Source organism: Leifsonia sp. Leaf336 (assembly GCF_001423695.1).
In the GTDB taxonomy this organism is placed as follows: Bacteria; Actinomycetota; Actinomycetes; order Actinomycetales; family Microbacteriaceae; genus Leifsonia.
Genome location: NZ_LMOZ01000003.1, coordinates 120,922 through 137,091, shown reverse-complemented (window position 1 = coordinate 137,091; position 16,170 = coordinate 120,922). Strand labels below are relative to the sequence as shown.

17 protein-coding genes and 1 pseudogene are annotated in these 16,170 nt (G+C 72.1%); 8 read left to right on the top strand and 10 right to left on the bottom strand.

The genetic code is table 11. The annotated features are described in order from the left end of the window. Window positions 1-14: 14 nt before the first annotated feature. On the bottom strand, window positions 15-797 hold the full coding sequence (locus tag ASF88_RS15990; RefSeq protein ID WP_055920992.1) for an alpha/beta fold hydrolase: 783 nt from the start codon (window positions 795-797) through the stop codon (window positions 15-17). Window positions 798-875: 78 nt separating this feature from the next. On the opposite strand from ASF88_RS15990, the gene ASF88_RS15985 reads away from it, so the two are divergent. Continuing rightward, a complete protein-coding gene (locus ASF88_RS15985; protein WP_055920989.1) occupies window positions 876-1,907 on the top strand; it encodes an alpha/beta fold hydrolase in 1,032 nt (343 codons plus the stop codon). Window positions 1,908-1,955: 48 nt separating this feature from the next. Then, window positions 1,956-2,627 carry a class I SAM-dependent methyltransferase gene (locus ASF88_RS15980; protein ID WP_055920986.1) on the top strand — a complete coding sequence of 224 codons (672 nt, stop codon included), beginning with the start codon at window positions 1,956-1,958 and terminating at the stop codon, window positions 2,625-2,627. 47 nt (window positions 2,628-2,674) lie between these two features. Here the strand turns inward: ASF88_RS15980 and ASF88_RS15975 are convergent, their stop codons facing one another. Then, a complete protein-coding gene (locus ASF88_RS15975) occupies window positions 2,675-3,073 on the bottom strand; it encodes a hypothetical protein (protein WP_055920984.1) in 399 nt (132 codons plus the stop codon). 103 nt (window positions 3,074-3,176) lie between these two features. Between ASF88_RS15975 and ASF88_RS15970 the strand changes: the two genes are divergently transcribed. After that, window positions 3,177-4,358, top strand: a complete 1,182-nt coding sequence (locus ASF88_RS15970) for an MFS transporter (protein ID WP_055920981.1) — start codon at window positions 3,177-3,179, stop codon at window positions 4,356-4,358. A gap of 118 nt (window positions 4,359-4,476) precedes the next feature. Then, on the top strand, window positions 4,477-5,937 hold the full coding sequence (locus ASF88_RS15965; protein ID WP_235493518.1) for a dicarboxylate/amino acid:cation symporter: 1,461 nt from the start codon (window positions 4,477-4,479) through the stop codon (window positions 5,935-5,937). Between the two features lie 55 nt (window positions 5,938-5,992). Here ASF88_RS15965 and ASF88_RS15960 read toward each other — a convergent pair whose 3' ends face one another. The 7 genes from ASF88_RS15960 to ASF88_RS15930 all read right to left on the bottom strand — a co-directional run bounded on the left by ASF88_RS15960 (window position 5,993) and on the right by ASF88_RS15930 (window position 12,661). Then, a complete protein-coding gene (locus ASF88_RS15960; protein WP_055920977.1) occupies window positions 5,993-7,630 on the bottom strand; it encodes a hypothetical protein in 1,638 nt (545 codons plus the stop codon). Beyond that, entirely contained in the window at window positions 7,627-8,322 is a 696-nt protein-coding gene (locus ASF88_RS15955) for a RibD family protein (protein WP_055920974.1), read from the bottom strand. The genes ASF88_RS15960 and ASF88_RS15955 overlap by 4 nt, the downstream gene beginning before the upstream one ends. A gap of 68 nt (window positions 8,323-8,390) precedes the next feature. Next, entirely contained in the window at window positions 8,391-9,407 is a 1,017-nt protein-coding gene (locus ASF88_RS15950; protein WP_157498403.1) for a lysylphosphatidylglycerol synthase domain-containing protein, read from the bottom strand. Further along, on the bottom strand, window positions 9,404-10,222 hold the full coding sequence (locus ASF88_RS15945) for a hypothetical protein (RefSeq protein WP_055920968.1): 819 nt from the start codon (window positions 10,220-10,222) through the stop codon (window positions 9,404-9,406). The genes ASF88_RS15950 and ASF88_RS15945 overlap by 4 nt, the downstream gene beginning before the upstream one ends. Next, window positions 10,219-11,289, bottom strand: coding sequence for a glycosyltransferase family 4 protein (locus ASF88_RS15940; RefSeq protein ID WP_055920964.1), 1,071 nt, complete (start codon window positions 11,287-11,289; stop codon window positions 10,219-10,221). Before ASF88_RS15940 ends, ASF88_RS15945 begins: the two co-directional genes overlap by 4 nt. Then, window positions 11,286-11,684, bottom strand: a complete 399-nt coding sequence (locus ASF88_RS15935) for a 6-pyruvoyl trahydropterin synthase family protein (RefSeq protein ID WP_055920961.1) — start codon at window positions 11,682-11,684, stop codon at window positions 11,286-11,288. The genes ASF88_RS15940 and ASF88_RS15935 overlap by 4 nt, the downstream gene beginning before the upstream one ends. Next, complete coding sequence (locus ASF88_RS15930) at window positions 11,684-12,661, bottom strand: zinc-dependent alcohol dehydrogenase (RefSeq protein ID WP_235493517.1); 978 nt, start codon at window positions 12,659-12,661, stop codon at window positions 11,684-11,686. The genes ASF88_RS15935 and ASF88_RS15930 overlap by 1 nt, the downstream gene beginning before the upstream one ends. Before the next feature lie 110 nt (window positions 12,662-12,771). Here ASF88_RS15930 and ASF88_RS15925 point away from each other — a divergent pair, with 110 nt between their 5' ends. The 4 genes and pseudogenes from ASF88_RS15925 to ASF88_RS15905 all read left to right on the top strand — a co-directional run bounded on the left by ASF88_RS15925 (window position 12,772) and on the right by ASF88_RS15905 (window position 14,673). After that, complete coding sequence (locus tag ASF88_RS15925; protein WP_055920956.1) at window positions 12,772-13,536, top strand: CDP-alcohol phosphatidyltransferase family protein; 765 nt, start codon at window positions 12,772-12,774, stop codon at window positions 13,534-13,536. Next, window positions 13,514-13,732, top strand: a complete 219-nt coding sequence (locus ASF88_RS15920; RefSeq protein ID WP_055920952.1) for a hypothetical protein — start codon at window positions 13,514-13,516, stop codon at window positions 13,730-13,732. The genes ASF88_RS15925 and ASF88_RS15920 overlap by 23 nt, the downstream gene beginning before the upstream one ends. 49 nt (window positions 13,733-13,781) lie before the next feature. Then, window positions 13,782-14,344, top strand: a pseudogene (locus tag ASF88_RS21010) (YbhB/YbcL family Raf kinase inhibitor-like protein). A gap of 65 nt (window positions 14,345-14,409) precedes the next feature. Then, on the top strand, window positions 14,410-14,673 hold the full coding sequence (locus tag ASF88_RS15905; protein ID WP_082519020.1) for a DUF1905 domain-containing protein: 264 nt from the start codon (window positions 14,410-14,412) through the stop codon (window positions 14,671-14,673). Between the two features lie 74 nt (window positions 14,674-14,747). Here the strand turns inward: ASF88_RS15905 and ASF88_RS15900 are convergent, their stop codons facing one another. Next, window positions 14,748-16,154, bottom strand: a complete 1,407-nt coding sequence (locus tag ASF88_RS15900; RefSeq protein ID WP_157498401.1) for an MATE family efflux transporter — start codon at window positions 16,152-16,154, stop codon at window positions 14,748-14,750. Window positions 16,155-16,170 lie beyond the last annotated feature (16 nt).

Here is a 16,170-nt window from a genome sequence, read left to right as displayed (position 1 = left end):
CGGGGGCGCCTCCCTCAGCGCAGGAAGTCGGCGATCCGTTCCGGCCAGGTGTCGGCGTCCACGGCGTGCTCGGCGACGAAGAGCCGGGAGTCGGGAAGCAGGCCATCGAGGCGCTCGGCCGTCGACAGCGGATGACCCGGGTCGCCCGCCCACGGCAGGAGCAGCACCGGCATCCCCAGGGTCGCGAGCGCATCGGGCGCCGGGAGATCGGACCGCGCTGCGCCGCGCAGCACCGACGGGGCGGTCTCCGGCCGAAGCTCGAAGTGCGGCACGAGCTCCCGTTCGGCCATCACCGGGGGCAGCGCCAGGGGAGAGGACGCCATGAGCCCCTCCAGTGCGTCCCAGCCCTGCGTCTCGATGACCTCCGCCATCTGGAGGTAGATCGCGGCCTGTGCCGGGCGGGTGTCCCAGGCGGTCGGCGGGAGGGCCAGCACCAGCCGGCGGAATCGTTCGGGGTGCCGCACCGCCGCCGTCAGGATCGTGCCGGTCCCCATCGAGACGCCGATGGCGTCCACCGGCTCGTCCGCACCGAGCTCGTCGAGGAGGGCGATCAGGTCGTCCGCGAGCGTCGTCCAGAGGTAGAGCTCGGGGTCGTCGGAGCCCGGCGACCGGCCGTGCCCCGCGGCGTCGTAGCGGACCAGCCTGTGGCCTCCCGCCGCCAGCGAACGGACGTCGAGCAGTTCGACCTCCGCGTCGCGGCTCGAGGTCAGCCCGTGCGCCTGCACCACCAGGGGTCCGTCGCCGGAGATGTCGTAGGCGAGGGTCGCATCGGGCCGAGTGAGCGTGAGATCGTCCATGTCGCGTCATGCTAGCCCCGGAGAGCCGCCGCAGAAGACGGCATCGCCGCGCCGACCGTCCGCGGCCACAATGGAGCCATGCAGCAGCGGATCAGCCGGCTGACAACGACGGACGGCACCGAGCTGGCGTTCGCGACCGTTGGCGACGGGCGTCCGCTGCTCTACGTCTCGGGCTGGGTGAGCCATCTGCAGCTGAGCTGGGAGGTTCCGGAGGAGCGCGCCTACTTCGAGAGCCTGGCGCAGGGTTGCCTGCTGGTCCGATACGACCGGGCGGGCTGCGGGTTGTCGGCGCCGTCGACCCGGCCTCCCTCGCTCGAGTTCGAACTGGAGCAGCTCGACGCCGTGGCCGACACTCTCGGACGCCAGCCGTTCGACCTGATGGGCGCCTCGATGGGCGCGTCGATCGCGGCTGCGTGGGCGGCGGCGCACCCGGAACGCGTTCGCCGCCTCGTGCTCTACGGCGGCTGGAGGTCGGGGTCGGAGCTCTCGCCGCCGGCGGTGCGCGACCACGTCCTCGGCCTGGTCGAGTCGCACTGGGGCCTCGGCTCCGACGTGTTGACCGACATCTTCGCGCCCGACGCGCACCCCACGACGCGCGAGCTCTTCGGCCGCTACCAGCGCGCCTCCTCCGATGCGACTAACGCCCGCGCGCTGCTTGCGCTGAGCTATGCGCTCGACGTCGGCGACCTCCTCGACGGAGTGCGGGCGCCGACCCTCGTGGTGCATCGCGACCACGATCGCGCTGCGCCGCTCGCGCAGGCGGAGGCGCTAGCCGCGGGCATCCCCGACTCGAGCCTGGTGGTGCTGCCCGGCCGTTCGCACCTTCCGTACGTCGGCGACGCGCACCAGCTGGTCGCGACGATCCGGAGGTTCCTCGGACTGCGCGCCGCCCGCCGCGGCGCCGGCACGCTGACCGCACGCCAGGACGAGGTCGCGGCGCTGATCGCGGAGGGCCGCACCAACCGCGAGATCGCCGACCGCCTCGGCATCGACGAGCGCTCGGCCGAAGGCCACGTGGAGCGCATCCGGCTGCGGCTGGGCTTCCGTTCCCGCGCCCAGGTCGCCGCCTGGTACGCGGCCCAGCGCGACCGGCCGACGCCGGCGAAGTGAGGTAGTTCCCCGCCTGCGTCGCCGGGAGACGGCGGCGAGGCTTGGGGCATGACTCATCCCGCCTCCACCTCGACCGACCCGGCTGCTGCCGTCTTCGAGCAGCATCCCGCCCGCGGCCGCTTCAACGCCGCGTTCTTCCGGATCATGGACGGCTACATCGACCATTCCCTGCGCCGGCACAAGCAGCGGGTCTTCGCCGACCTCCCCACCGAGGTCGTGGAGCTGGGATCGGGGGTGGGTGCGAACCTCCGCCACCTCCGGCCGGGCACGACGCTCGTCGCGATCGAGCCCAACCGGTATATGCACGCCCGGCTGCGCACGGCCGCCGCTCGCCGCGGAGTGAGCCTTCAACTGCACGAGAGCATGGCCGAGAGCACAGGCCTCCCGTCCGCCAGCGTGGACGCGGTGATCTCCTCACTCGTGCTCTGCACCGTCGGCGACCCGGACGCCGTGCTCGCCGAGGTGCGCCGAATCCTCCGCCCAGGAGGCTCCTTCCGCTTCGTCGAGCACGTCTGCGCTCCCTCCGGCACGGCGACCCGCCTCGCCCAGCGCGTGCTCCGCCGCCCCTGGGCGTGGACCTTCGAGGGCTGCTCATGCGAACGCGACCTGGAGGGCGCGGTGCGCCGCGCGGGATTCGCGCGCGTCGAGGTGGAGCGCTACCGGCTGCACACGCCGTTCGTCCCGTTCAACACGCAGGTGGCTGGGGTGGCGTGGGTGTGAGCGGACCCGACCGGTGCCTTCACGCGCTGCGCCTGCTCCATTAGCCCCTACGCCACGCGCGCCCGCCGCCGCATCGAGACCCCCGAGGTGATCGCGAGCACGACGATCCCGATCGACTCGATGATGACGGTCTCGGGCACGAGGGTGAAGCTCCACACCTCGGTGATGCCGAAGAGGCCGACAGTGAGGGCGAGCAGCAGGGCTGCCAGGCTCGCGATGAGGAAGAGCAGCGAGAGGATGGTGGCGATGCGCAGCCAGGTGCCGCGGAGCACCAGCATCCCGACGGCCAGCACGAATGCCGCGATGGCGTTGAGGACGAACATCGTGCCCAGCAGGCCGCCGACGCCGTCGAAGATGAGGAACAGGTGGATGCCGCCCACGGCGGCGAGGATGATCGCACTGAGGATGCGCAGGAGCCACAGGGGACCCTGTCGGTTTTCGGTCATGGTGCTACCCGCTTCCGGTCCGGGCCTCCCGCGTGAAGGCCTCATCGGGAACACGAACGAACCCCAGAATAGGTTCAATCGCGTCGGGACTAGCATCTCAACCGTGCCTCCCGCCTCCGCCTGGACCCCTGCCACCGTCCGGGATGCCGCGGGCGGCCTGGTCGCGCTGACGCTGGCCACGTTCCTCGCTGTGACGACCGAGATGCTCCCGGTCGGGCTGCTTCCGGCCATCGGCCACGACATGGGCGTGACCGACTCGGTCGCCGGGCTGCTCGTCACGGTCTACGCGTTCATGGTGGCGGTGCTGGCCGTGCCGCTGACGCTCTCGACCGCGCGGTTGTCGCGCAAGGGTCTGCTGGTGGCCACCCTCGTCGCGTACACCCTTGGCAACGCCGTCGTCGCCGTCGCGCCGAACTTCGCCGTGCTCGCGGCCGGCCGGGCGTTCGGCGGCATCGCGCACGCGCTCTTCTTCTCCGTCAGCATCGGGTACGCCTCTCGTTTGGTGCGCACGGAGTTCACGGGCCGCGCGCTGGCACTGGTCACGGCGGGGGCCTCGGCCGGATTCGTGCTGGGCGTCCCTCTGGCGACCTCCCTCGGCACCGCTCTCGGCTGGCGTGCCGCGTTCGGCGTCCTCGCCGGGGTGTGCGCGCTCGCCGTCGTGATCGTCGGCGTGCTGCTGCCGCCGGTTCCGGGAGGCGGCACTGCGCACCGCGGGGAGGGCGTGGGAGCGCGCCGCACTCGGCTCGGCATCGTGTCGACCGCCAACGCCGTGGTCTATCTCGGGCAGTTCACCGTCTACACGTTCGTGTCGGTTCTGCTGCTGGCGACCGGCCTCCCACCCGCTGCCGTCGGTCCGGTGCTGCTCGGGATGGGCGCGGTCGGCCTGGTGGGCACCTGGTTCGCCGCGGCGACCCTCGACCGACGGCCGCGCGCGACCGTGCTCATCCTGCTCACGGCCGTGACGGCCGGCCTGATCGGAGTGGGCGTGACCTTCCCCGCGCTGGCCGGCATCCTGGCCGCCGCGGTGCTGTGGGGCGCGGGCTTCGGAGGTGTGGCCTCGGTGTTCCAGACGGCGGCGATCCGCACCCGCGGCGCGACTCCGGAGGTGATCGGCGCGCTCATCAACTCCACGGCGAACATCGGTATCGGCGCCGGAGCGGCGGTGGGTGCGGCGGTCCTCGCCGGGCCGGGGCTCGGCTGGCTGCCGTTCGTCGGCGCGGCGCTCGTGATCGCCGGCCTTGTCGTCGTGCTCGTCGCGCGGCGCTCGTTCCCCGCCGAGCCGTGACGAGCTGTGGGCAGCGGGAGTCGAGAGGCTCCGCAGGACTCCCGATGCGGCCCGCGTATGTTTCGGTATGTTTCCGGCGGGGCGGGTGGACCTAGACGCTGCGTTCTACCGTGAGCGCATGACTTCTTCCTCCACCTCACCCCCGGCCCGGCCGACGCGCCGGGGACCACGCTGGCTGCGCTCGTTCGGCGTCCAGGTCACGGCCGCACTCGTGCTCGGCATCGTCGCCGGGCTGATCGCGCGGCAACTCGGCGAGCCCGGCGGGCAGCCGAACGGACTCACGGCGACGCTCAACACCATCGGGCAGTCGTACGTTTCACTGCTGAAGGCTGCGGTGATCCCTCTGGTCTTTCTCGCCATCGTCTCCAGCATCGGCAACCTGCGCCGTGTGTCGAACGCCGCGCGGCTCGCCGGCCGCACGCTTCTGTGGTTCGCGATCACAGCGTTCATCGCGGTCAGCATCGGCATCGCGCTCGGTGTCGTCATCCAACCCGGCAGCCGTGCCTCGCACGGTGAGCTGGCTGCGTCCGACCCGGGCGTCACCGCGACGTGGTGGAACTTCCTCATCGGCCTGGTGCCGTCGAACTTCGTCGGCGCCCAGGTGAACACCCACGTGGACGTGGCGAACGGCACCGCGACGGCCACCTCCGCGGTCAGCTTCAACGTGCTGCAGGTGATCGTCGTGGCGGCGGCTATCGGCATCGCGGCGGTGAAAGTGGGCAGGAAGGCGGAGCCCTTCCTGACTTTCACCGACTCGGCGCTCAAGATCGTGCAGCGGGTGCTCTGGTGGATCATCCGGCTCGCGCCGCTCGGCACGTTCGCGTTGATCGCCAATGCCGTCGCCACCTACGGCTGGACCACGATCGGCTCGCTCGCCTGGTTCGTCTTCGCGGTCTACCTGGGGCTCGCGATCGTGCTGTTCGTCGTCTACCCGATCATCGTGCGCAGCAACGGGCTGTCGATCCGTCAGTATTACTCCGGCGTCTGGCCCGCGGTGCAGCTGGGCTTCGTCAGCCGGTCGTCGATCGGGACCCTGCCGCTCACGCAGCGGGTCGTGGAGCGCAACCTGGGCGTCCCGAGTGGGTACGCGTCCTTCGCGGCTCCGCTCGGCGCGACCACCAAGATGGACGGTTGCGCCGCGATCTACCCGGCGATCGCCGCGATCTTCGTCGCGCAGTTCTACGGCATCCACCTGGATCTGCTCCAGTACCTGCTGATCGTCGTCGTCTCGGTAGTCGGGTCGGCGGCGACCGCGGGCACGACCGGAGCGATCGTCATGCTGACGCTGACGCTGTCCACCCTCGGTCTGCCGCTCGACGGCGTCGGCCTGCTGCTCGCCATCGACGCGATCCTCGACATGGGCCGCACCGCGGTCAACGTCGCCGGCCAGGCACTGGTGCCGACGATCGTCGCCAAGCGGGAGGGCATCCTCGACCTCGACCTCTACAACGCTCCGCGCAGCGGTGAGCCGTTCTCCGACGACGTGGCGGACGCCGAGCGCGCCGAGCCGGACGCGACGGTCGACGGCGGGGAGCTGGAGGAGAAGACGTCGCGGGACACGGTGCCGCAGTCGGCCTGAGCGCGCCGACGAAGGGGCCGCTCCCGCGCGGGGCGGCCCCTTCGCCTTCCCTCGCTCACGGCCCGTACGCCGACAGGAACCGATTGCGGAACGTGTCCATCTTCCACACCGGCGCGCTCGCCGAGGGGAGCATCCCGGGCTGCCACTTCCACGAGCCGATCCGGTCGATCACGGTCGGGTCCTTCGCGATGATGCTGATCGGCACGTCGTGGTTCGCGCCGACCCCGCTGACGACAGTGGCGGGCTGGTGGTCGCCCAGCACGACGAGCACCAGGTTCGGGTCGTCGAACGTCGTCAGGAACGAGAACAGCGCGCCCATCGTGTACTGGATCGACTGCCCGTAGAGCTGCTGGACGTGCTCCGGGCTCTGCCAGACCACACTCGGCGGGAGGCCCTCGGCCGGCTGCGGGTCGTAGACCGAGCCGTCGCCGATGGCGCTCCAGGGCAGCAGGTGCGGCAGCGGCGTCCACGGGGTGTGCGACGACACGAGGTCGATCTCGCCCATCAGCGGCTGGTGCGGCACGCCGAGCTCGTGCTGCTGGAGGTACGACCAGGTGTACTGGTCGGGCACGCGCGCGTAGCTGAAGGTCGGACCGTTGTAGCCGACGTTCTTCGCGTTCAGCTGCTTGCCCCAGTGGTAGAACGAGCTCCCGATGGGCCACGGCTTGGTGTCCGACGGCACATCGCTGAAGGTCTGCCAGCCGGCTTTGCGGAACGCGTCGCTGAGGGTGAAGCGCGTGGTGGCCGTGATCTGGTCGTACTTCTGCTGCGAGTCGACCCAGAGCCCGGTCTGCAGGGTCGAGTGCGCGAGCCAGCTGATCCCGCCGAACGTCGAGGAGGTGAGGAAGGCGCTGCGCTCCGAGTACCCGTGCGCCGCGAGCCCCGCCTCCCCGCTGCGGAGAACGCCATCCACCCCGGGAGAGAACGACGTGCCCTGCACAGCGACCTGCCCGTAGCTCTCGACGAACACCACGAGCACGTCCTTGCCCTTCAGACCGGTGAGGAGGTCGGAGGCGGGCAGCCGCACATACGGATCGCTCGCCGCCGAGCGATCGAAGATGGCCTGGTCGCGGGCGGCGACCTCCACCTGGTCGACGCTGGAGGTCGCCGCCGCGACAGAGTCCGCTGCCGCGACCGGCTCACCGGCGACGAGCTGCGTGCCGACCAGCGCCAGTACCAGCCAGCCGGCCGTCAGCGCCGACGCCCCGATCAGGCTCGCACGCCGACGGCGGCGGAGCACGTGCGCCAGGTGCAGCAGGGAGGCCGCGATCGCGGCGACGGCCGCGGCGGCGAGCAGCCCCACGAGCGCAAGGAGGGCCGCAGCCCCGAGCGTGCCGGCGGAGTCGCTGACGACGCCGTAACCGTCGACGAGCTCCGACCAGCCGGAGACGACATCGAACGGCTTGCCCACCGTCGCGACGAAGACGCGGTCGAGGGCGGCGAGCAGCGTCGCCGCCATGAGCAGCACGGCCAGCATGATCGCGACGGTGCGGCGCGCCCAGCGCCACGGCAGCAGGATCAGCACGACCAGGCCGAGCAGGCACTCGATCGGCACGCGGGCGAGCGCGAGCGGCGAGCCGGAGTCGACCAGGCCGGGAGCGACGGCGGCGACGAACACCGTGACGGCGGAGAGGACCGTCAGGATGGTGGACCACGTCCGCGATCTCGGTCGACGGGTGCGCGTCCTGCTCACGGCGACTCCCCGAACCGCTCCGAGAGCGCATAGCGCAGCAGCACCACGTCGCCGATCGGCTGCGCCTCCGCGAGCCGAGCCCGCCGGTCGCTCGTCCAGGGGAAGTCCCCGGCTCCGACGAACCGCGGGGCGGCGGGGTCTCCCACGAAGAACGGAGCGATCGCGACCTGCAGCTCGTCGACGAGCTCGTCGACGAGGAACTCCGTGATCGTCGTGCCCCCGCCCTCCACCATCAGCCGCTGCACGCCGCGCTCGCCGAGGTCGGTGAGGAGGTCGGCCATCCGCAGCTCGTCGCCGAGTGCGACGACAGTCGCCAGCCCTCCGAGGCGGCGGCGCAGACCCGGTGCAGCGTCGCGCGGGCAGTAGACGAGCTTCGGGGTGTCGCCCAGCGTGAAGAACCGGGCCGTCGGGTCGAGGTCGCCCGACAGCGTGACGGTCGCCTTCCACGGCGTGCGCGACCTCCCGGAGGCCTCCCTGCGGTCCTGCCGCTCGCCGCTGCGCACCAGGAGCCGCGGGTTGTCGCGCCTGACGGTCCGGGCGCCCACGAGGATGACGTCGTTCTGGGCGCGGACCTCGTCCACCCTGTCGAAGTCGGCGGCGTTCGACAGCGTGAGCTTCGGAGGCCGCGCGGTGTCCAGGTAGCCGTCGAGGGAGACGCAGCAGCTGAGGGTGACGTACGGCAGGTCGCTCATACGGCGAGTCTCCTCCGCTCTCGCGGCGAGGTCGACGCGTGCATCGGCAATGGCGAGGCCCATTCCGCTCATCGGGTCCTCCTCCTCGCGACGAGCGGCGCCACCCACGCGACGATCGCGCCCGGCGCCACCGCGATGAGGGCGAGCACCCCGTACAGCGTCGCGGACGAGACGCCGGCCGCCGCACCGAACCCGGCGACGGCGAACGCCCATCCGGCGGCGCCCTCGCGGGGCCCCCAGCCGCCGACGTTCACGGGGACGGAGGCCGCGAGCAGCACGACGACCGCGAGGGCGAGCAGGCGAGCGGGCGGCACGGCCGCGCCGACCGCGGACGCCGCGACGGCGAACATCGCCAGGTGGCAGCCGCAGACGATGAGGGAGGCTACGACCGCCTGCACGCCGACGCGCAGCGAGCCGAGCCCCGCCCGCAGTTCCGCGGCCTCCCGGCGCAGCGCGCGCCGCACCCGGCCGCTGCCGAGCGTCGCGGCGGCGACGGCGACCGCGACCACGGCCAGGCCGATGCCGAGCGCTGGGAGCAGCACGCTCTCGAACTCCATGCCGACGACCGCCAGCACGGCGATCGAGAGGACCACCTGCACGCCCTGGCCGAGCACGCGCTCGATCGCCACCGCCCGCGCGGCCGCACCGATTCCGGCGGCTCCGGCGCGCTCCGAGGCGCGGCCGTGGTCGACCGCGCGCTGCACGTCGCCGACCACGCCGCCCGGGAGCACCGTGTTGACGAACTGCGAGCGGTAGTACATGCCGACCGCCCTCCACCAGTGCAGGGAGGCGCCGAGCCGGCGGGCGATGATCGTCCAGCGCCACGCGGCCGCCGCGGTCGCAGCCGCGAACAGGGCGAGGGAGGCCGCGATGGCGGGCACGTTGACGCTCGCGAGGCCGTGCAGGAAGGGCTCGCCGCCGACGCGCACGACGATCGCCACGAGCACCGCGGCGCCCAGGATCATCCGCGCCGCGATGCGGAACCCGCTCGACGAGAGCAGCCGGCGCACGCGCGCCTTAGTCGGAGCGCCGGCCTCTTCTGGCGCGTGCAATCGTCGCGGCGGCGCCGCCGTCCGGATCGTCATCGCGGCCACGCGAGCAGATCCAGGTGGTACACCGTCGCGGAGAGCTCGCCGCGCGCCTGCTGCGCCCACCGCAACTCCCGATACCCTCGGCTCTCGCGGAGCAGACCCGGCTCCTGTTCCACGGCGGCGGCGGTCCAGCCGTCGAACCATTCCGCGAGCAGGAGGCGGTCGCCCGCGTCCAGCTGCCAGGTCGTGATCGCCTTGCGAACGTTCCAGCCGGCCAGCCGGAACAGGCCGCCGACCAGGGTGGCGCCGTAGCGACCGAGGAGGCGGCGTCCGGCGACCTCCCGCCGCTGGTGCGCGTTGAACGCGCGCGCGAAACGGATGTCGCGCGGGTCCCACGGCGTCAGGGCGACATCGCCGGTGACGCTGAGCGACAGGAGGACGGGCACGGCCGCTGCCACGCACGCCTCCACGATGGCGTGCGCCTCGGCCGCGGTCAGCACGTCGAGCAGCGCGGAGGCGGTGACGAGCGAGGCCCCGCGCAGCGCGGAGGCGTCGAGCCGGTCGAGTTCGCCGATGCGCGAGCGGATCCCGACCGGCCGCCCCGCACGGTCGCGCGGAGGTCGCCCCTCCGACGCGCGCGCCGTGAGGCTCGCGTTCCAGTCGTGCAGCACCCAGGTCTGCGGCCCGGGGAGGCGCGGCGCGAGCCAGCGCATCATCGAACCCGTGCCGCTGCCGAGGTCGTGCACGGTGAACGGGCCTGCGCCGAGGAGCCCGGGCAGTGCGGACGCCAGCGTCGCCGAGCGTGCGCGGGCGTCCTCCGCCTCGCGCAGGGCGAGCCAGTCGACGCTGACCTCCAGGAGCCCGCTCATGACGGCACGACCTCCGTTCGGCCGGCCGTACGTCCCTCGTCCGCGAGCGCCGCGTCGAGCGCCGACTCGACGATCGACGTCGTCGTGCGCCACGACCGCCCGGCCGCGCGGGCCTCCAGCGCCGCAGCCGTGAGGGCCCGCCGCCGCTCCGGGTCGGCCCACCACTGCTGCAGCACGACATGCAGCGCCCACACGTCGTCGGGCGGCACGAGCACGGCGGCCTGCGGCACGGCGATCGCTTCGGGGAGGCCGCCGACCGCCGTCGCGAGCACGGGGACCCCGTGCGCGAGCGCCTCCGCGACCGCCATGCCGTAGCTCTCGGTGCGGGAGGGCAGGACCATGAGGTCCGCTCCCGCGTAAGCCGCCTCGAGGGCGCTCCCGTGGAGCACACCGGCGAACCGGACCCGGTCGGCCAATCCGACGGTGTCGAGCTGCGTCCGCAGCGCCTCCACGAAGTCGGGATCGACGTGCAGCGAGCCGACGAGGGTGCACGTCCAGTCGTCACGGTCGGCGAAGCCGATCAGCGCGCGGACGAGGAGGTCGTGGCCCTTGTGCGGCGCGACAGCCGCGACGCAGAGCAGCCGGCCTCCCGACGCGGAGGCCTCGGTCGCGGGCGCCGGATCGGTCCCGGGGTGCGCGACGACGATGCGGTGGGCGTCGGCGGCGTCCTGCTCCAGCAGCTCCGCGCGGGTCCAGCCGCTGGTCGCGATGATGCGGTGTGCGACACGGAGCGCCGCGGTCTGATCGTCGGTCAGCAGGCCGTCGACCATGTGCACGACTGCGACGAGACGGAGGCGCGACGCGTGCGCGATCAGGGCCTCCGGCTCACGCGCGGCGAGCAGGCCGTCGACCAGGGCGAGCGCGCCCTCGGGTAACTGCGCCAGCGCGCGCCCTGTCCAGCCGGCGCCGCGGCCGGTGACGAGCACCATCCGCACCTCCCAGCCGTCGGCACGCAGCCCGTCGCGCACGCGCTGGTCGTAGAGGTTCCCGCCGCTGACGCGCTCGGGATCGTCGATCGCGTCCGGCACGACGAAGAAGACCCGTCGCCCCGTGACCTCCCCGTTCACAACGGCCTCGAATAGGTCGCCCAGGCGATGTGCGATTCGTGCAGGGTGACAGCGATGGAGGTCAGCCCGGTGGCGCGGCCGAGCTCACCGGCCGCGGCGCGTTCCGCCAGCCGGTCGGCGATCACCCGGCAGAGCACCTCCGTCGTCGTGTTCGTCCCCGCGAACTCCGGTTCGTCGTCGAGGTTGCGGTAGGTCAGCGCGCCCGTGATCTCGGCGAGTGCTGCAGTCGCACGTCCGATGTCGACGACGACCCCGTCGGCGTCGAGCTCGTCGGCGCCGAAGCTCGCGTCCACGACGAACGTCGCACCGTGGAGGCGCTGGGCCGGCCCGAAGACCTCGCCGGTGAAGCTGTGCGCCACCATCAGGTGATCGCGTACGGTCACGGTGAACGGCATCAGGCGTCCCTCCAGTCGATCGTGTGGCAGAGTTCGTCGCCGGGGCCCGCCGCTATCCGCGCGAGCACGTCGGGCAGGTCCCGCCACGCGGACTCCCCGGTCAGCAGCCGGTCGAACGCGTCGTCGCGCAACAGGTCGAGGGCCAGCGCCAGTCGATCGGTCGTGCTGCGGCGGTCGCGGCGCGCGGGCGGCACGACGCCGACCTGGCTGGAGCGGATCGTGAGCCGGCGCGAGTGGAAGTCCTCGCCCAGCGGGATGCTCACCCCGCGGTCGCCGAACCAGCTCGCCTCGACGACCTCGCCCTCGGTCACGACGGTCTCGAGCGCGAGCCGCAGCCCGGCCTCCGACCCGCTCGTGTCGACGACCAGATCGCGGTCGCGGGGGGCGGCCTCCGGCTCACTGAAGTTCACGCCCAGGTCGTCGGCGATCCGCCGTCGCGACGGGTCGATGTCGACCAGCGTCACCTCCGCGCCGGGGATGCCGTGCGCCAGCCGCGCGACGCAGCAGCCGATCATGCCGGCGCCTACGATCGTGATGCGGTCGCCGACGAGCGGCGCCGCGTCCCAGAGGATGTTCACCGCGGTCTCGACGGCTCCCGCGAGCACTGCGCGGCGCGCGGGCACCCCCTCCGGCACCGGCACGACCGCGGAGGCCGGGACGACGAACGCCGACTGGTGCGGGAACAGCGTGAACACCGTGCGGCCGGCGAGCTCGCCTGGCCCCTGCTCCACGACGCCGACGTTCAGGTACCCGTACTTCACCGGACCGGGGAAGTCGCCCTCCTGGAACGGCGCGCGCATCCGCTCCCGCTGGCTGTCGGGGACGCGCCCCGAGAACACCGTGGACTCCGTGCCGCGGCTGACGCCCGTGTACAGCGTGCGCACGAGCACCTCCTCGGCGCCCGCGCCGGCGAGGGGGTGGCGTCGCAGGGCGCCGACCCCCGGTTCCTCGACCCAGAATGCGGTGGCTTCGAGCACGTCATCACCCCTCTCTGAACCATCCGTCCACATGCAGCGTGTTAAGACAAGGCCGCTCGGCACAAGGGTTGACAGTGCAGCGGCGTTCACAGACGAGACACGAGGCGCACGTGAAAAGGGTTCAACTCGCCGCGATCGGCTGGGCCGGGGCGGGCGCGATGGTGGTGCTGCTGGCCGGAGGGCTCGAGCTGGTGTGGTGGATGACGCCGTTGCCGGCCTCCGGATGGTTCGCCGTCGTGGCCTACCTGGCGGTGTCGAACGCGCTGCTGGTCCGCGGCCTCCAGCGCCGCCGGTCGGAGCGGTTTGGCCCGGCGAACATGGTGACCTCGATGCGCTCGGCGCTGGTGGGGGTGATCACCGGGCTGGTCGTGGCGTCGTTCAGCGACCCGATCCCGGTCGCGCTGCTGGTCGGTCTCGTGGTGCCGGCGCTGGCCCTCGACGCGGTGGACGGCTGGGTCGCCCGGCGCACCGGGTCGACGAGCGAGCTCGGCGCCCGGTTCGACATGGAGGTGGACGCGTTCCTGCTGCTGGTGCTGAGCGTGTACGTCGCGCCGGCGCTGGGGCTCTGGGTGGTCGCGATCGGCGGGCTGCGCTACGCGTTCGTCGTGGCCGGCTGGATGCTGCCCCGGATGCGGGCGACGCTTCCGTTCCGGTACTGGCGCAAGGTCGTCACCGCGTACGCGGGAATCGCGCTGGCGGTCGCGGCCAGCGGTCTCCTGCCCGGTCTCGACAGCCTGCTGGTGGGTGTCGCGCTCCTTCTGCTGGTGGAGTCGTTCACCCGCGACACCGTCTGGCTGATCCGCCGGGGACGTGCCCCTCGACCGGTGCTGGTGGCAGGGCGAGAATACGGGCATGGACAATCTGGAGACGGCTGAAGAGGCCATCCGAGCCGCCCGCGCGAAGCTCGCCGCCGCGGCCGGAGCGACCGCCGCGGCGCCCGACGCCTGGGCCGAGCCGATACGCCTCGCGCTCGACGCGATCGAGAGTGCGGTCGCCGAGCTCAGCGAGCTGCGCGACCAGCCGCGCGAGAACACGGGGGAGACCGGGCCGGATGCGTCCTACATCCGCTAGCGCGTCGTAGAGTCGGGAGGTCCCGCTCCCGACCGAGAGGCGCCTCACCATGCCGAATCCCATCGGACGCGCACTGCGCGACCGCCGAGCCGGTCACGAGAAGGTCGTCTGGGAGCGCACCGACCTCCGGGCGCCCGAATCGTTCGCCTTGACGAGCCGAGCCTTCGCGCAGGGCGCCCCCATCCCGTCGGCATACAAGGGGAGGCTTTTCGGGCAGGACCTGTCGCCCGCGCTGGAGTGGACGCCGCCGCCGGTCGCGACCGAGGAGCTCGTGCTCATCGTCGAAGACCCCGACGCCCCCGCGCGCAGCCCGCCGTGCACACGATCGCGCGCGGCATCGATCCGGCGCTCGGCGGCCTCCCCGAGGGCGCGCTCGCCCGCCGCACCCCGCCGCCCGGGGTCGTGTACGGCCGCGGCTCGCTCGGCTCCCGCGGCTGGCACGGCCCGATGCCGGTGCCGTCCCACGGGCCGCACTTCTACGTCTTCCAGCTCTTCGCCGTGGACCGGCGGCTCGACCTCCCCGCGTCCTTCGGCCTGGAGGACGCGGTACGCGCGATGAGCGGTCACGTCATCGCCCGAGCTCGACTCGACGGCACCTACGAGAACCCCTGAGCGGGCGCGGGGAGTAGGCTCGCCGCGTCCTCATCCTGAGTCCTCATCCTGACGCTGGAGGTCCGATGACCGTCTTCCGCACCGTGCTCGAGTCCACCGGCGGCAACAACGTCGGCATCGTCGTCCCCGAGGAGGTCGTGCTCGCTTTCGACCGCGGCAAGCGCGTGCCCGTCGTGGTGACCATCGACGGCGGTTACACGTACAAGACGACGATCGGCGTGATGGGAGGCCGCTACCTGGTCTCGTTCAACGCCGAGACCCGCAAGAACACGGGCCGCGGAGCAGGCGACGAGATCGAGGTAGAGCTCGTCTCCGACCCCGACCGCTGAGAACCGCCGAAGGGCACGTTGTTGTCGCTTTTCCTCGCGGAAAGCGACAACAACGTGCCCTTCGAGCGTCGAGATCACGCGGTGGCGAGGGCCGCCTCGGCCTGGGCGGCGGCCTCGGGGGAGGGCGCGGCGAGCGCTCGCCGCGAGCGGGCGAAGAGCGCGGCGGCGACGGCGAAGCAGATCGCCTCCGTGACGGTCATCGACCAGATCACGCCGCCCATCCCGAACAGCGCGTTGGCCAGCAGCACGATCGGGATGAAGAGCACGCCCTGCGCGACCGACATGATGGTGGCGTTGCGCATCTGCTCCGTCGCCTGGAAGACCGCGATGATCAGCCCGGTGAACCCGTTGAACAGCGTCGAGACGAGCATCGCGGTTAGGATGAGCGTTCCGTCGGCGATGACCGACGGGTCGGCGCTGAACAGCGCGAACACCTGGTCGCGGAACAGGAACACGATGGTCGAGAACACCGCGGTGACCCCCGCGATGGCGATCGCGCTCCCGGTGATCGCCTTCTTCAGCCGACCGTGGTCGCGCGCCCCGAAGGCGTAGGCGAACAGCGGGATCGCGCCCATGAAGACGCCCATGCAGATCATCTCGGGCAGCTGCGAGATCCGCAGGGCCACGCCCATCGCGGCCAGAAGGGAGGCGCCGTAGCCGATGGCGATCCAGTTCATGACGAGTGTGGTGACGATGAGGAACGACGACATCAGCAGCTCGGAGGCGCCCACGCCGAACACGGTGGCGAGCATCGTGCGGTCGGCGCGGAAGTGCCGCGGCGCGAGCGAGATCGTCTCGCTGCGGCGGGTCAGGTACCAGACGTAGTAGCCGACAGTGACCAGGTTCGAGAGCCCGAGCGCGATGCCCGCGCCGAGCACGCCCCAGCCCAGCACCAGGATGAAGAGCACGTCGAACAGCAGGTTGGCGATGGTGGAGGCGATGAGCCCGGTCATGGAGGCCACGGCCGCGCCCTCCGAGCGCACCAGCTGTTCGAGCGCGAACGCGGCGACGTACACCGGCGTGAAGGCGCACATCGCGCCGATGTAGAGCGCGGTCGGGGCGACGGAGGCTCCGGTCGCGCCGACGACGATGGCCAGCGGCGTGGCGAAGATCAGTCCGACGACGCCGATCACCGCGCCGGCGATGAGGGCGCCCCAGAGGGTGAACGACGAGACCTGCTTGATGCGCTCGGCGGCGGCCGCACTGTCGGTGCCCTCCTGCTCCTGCGATCCGAGCAGGCGGGACACGTACGTGCCGCCGCCGACGCCGAAGACGCCGCCGATCGCCATGAGCAGGGCGAACACCGGCAGTGAGAAGGTGAGCGCCGCGAGCAGCGGGGTGGAGTGCAGCGAGCCGATGAAGCCGGCGTTGATGATGTTGTAGACGCTGCCGACCGAGAAGCCGGCGATCATGGGCACGCACAGGTGCACCAGGGAGCGCCAGATCGGCGCGGACGAGAGATAGTGGCGGTTCGAGGACATGACGGGACCTCCGTTC

Excerpts from the sequence above, each read along its gene's own strand:
- ASF88_RS15990 (WP_055920992.1), bottom strand. The coding sequence starts at position 797 with ATGGACGATCTCACGCTCACTCGGCCCGATGCGACCCTCGCCTACGAC.
- ASF88_RS15985 (WP_055920989.1), top strand. The coding sequence starts at position 876 with ATGCAGCAGCGGATCAGCCGGCTGACAACGACGGACGGCACCGAGCTG.
- ASF88_RS15980 (WP_055920986.1), top strand. The coding sequence starts at position 1,956 with ATGACTCATCCCGCCTCCACCTCGACCGACCCGGCTGCTGCCGTCTTC.
- ASF88_RS15975 (WP_055920984.1), bottom strand. The coding sequence starts at position 3,073 with ATGACCGAAAACCGACAGGGTCCCCTGTGGCTCCTGCGCATCCTCAGT.
- ASF88_RS15965 (WP_235493518.1), top strand. The coding sequence starts at position 4,477 with ATGACTTCTTCCTCCACCTCACCCCCGGCCCGGCCGACGCGCCGGGGA.
- ASF88_RS15955 (WP_055920974.1), bottom strand. The coding sequence starts at position 8,322 with ATGAGCGACCTGCCGTACGTCACCCTCAGCTGCTGCGTCTCCCTCGAC.
- ASF88_RS15950 (WP_157498403.1), bottom strand. The coding sequence starts at position 9,407 with ATGACGATCCGGACGGCGGCGCCGCCGCGACGATTGCACGCGCCAGAA.
- ASF88_RS15945 (WP_055920968.1), bottom strand. The coding sequence starts at position 10,222 with ATGAGCGGGCTCCTGGAGGTCAGCGTCGACTGGCTCGCCCTGCGCGAG.
- ASF88_RS15935 (WP_055920961.1), bottom strand. The coding sequence starts at position 11,684 with ATGCCGTTCACCGTGACCGTACGCGATCACCTGATGGTGGCGCACAGC.
- ASF88_RS15920 (WP_055920952.1), top strand. The coding sequence starts at position 13,514 with ATGGACAATCTGGAGACGGCTGAAGAGGCCATCCGAGCCGCCCGCGCG.
- ASF88_RS15905 (WP_082519020.1), top strand. The coding sequence starts at position 14,410 with ATGACCGTCTTCCGCACCGTGCTCGAGTCCACCGGCGGCAACAACGTC.
- ASF88_RS15900 (WP_157498401.1), bottom strand. The coding sequence starts at position 16,154 with ATGTCCTCGAACCGCCACTATCTCTCGTCCGCGCCGATCTGGCGCTCC.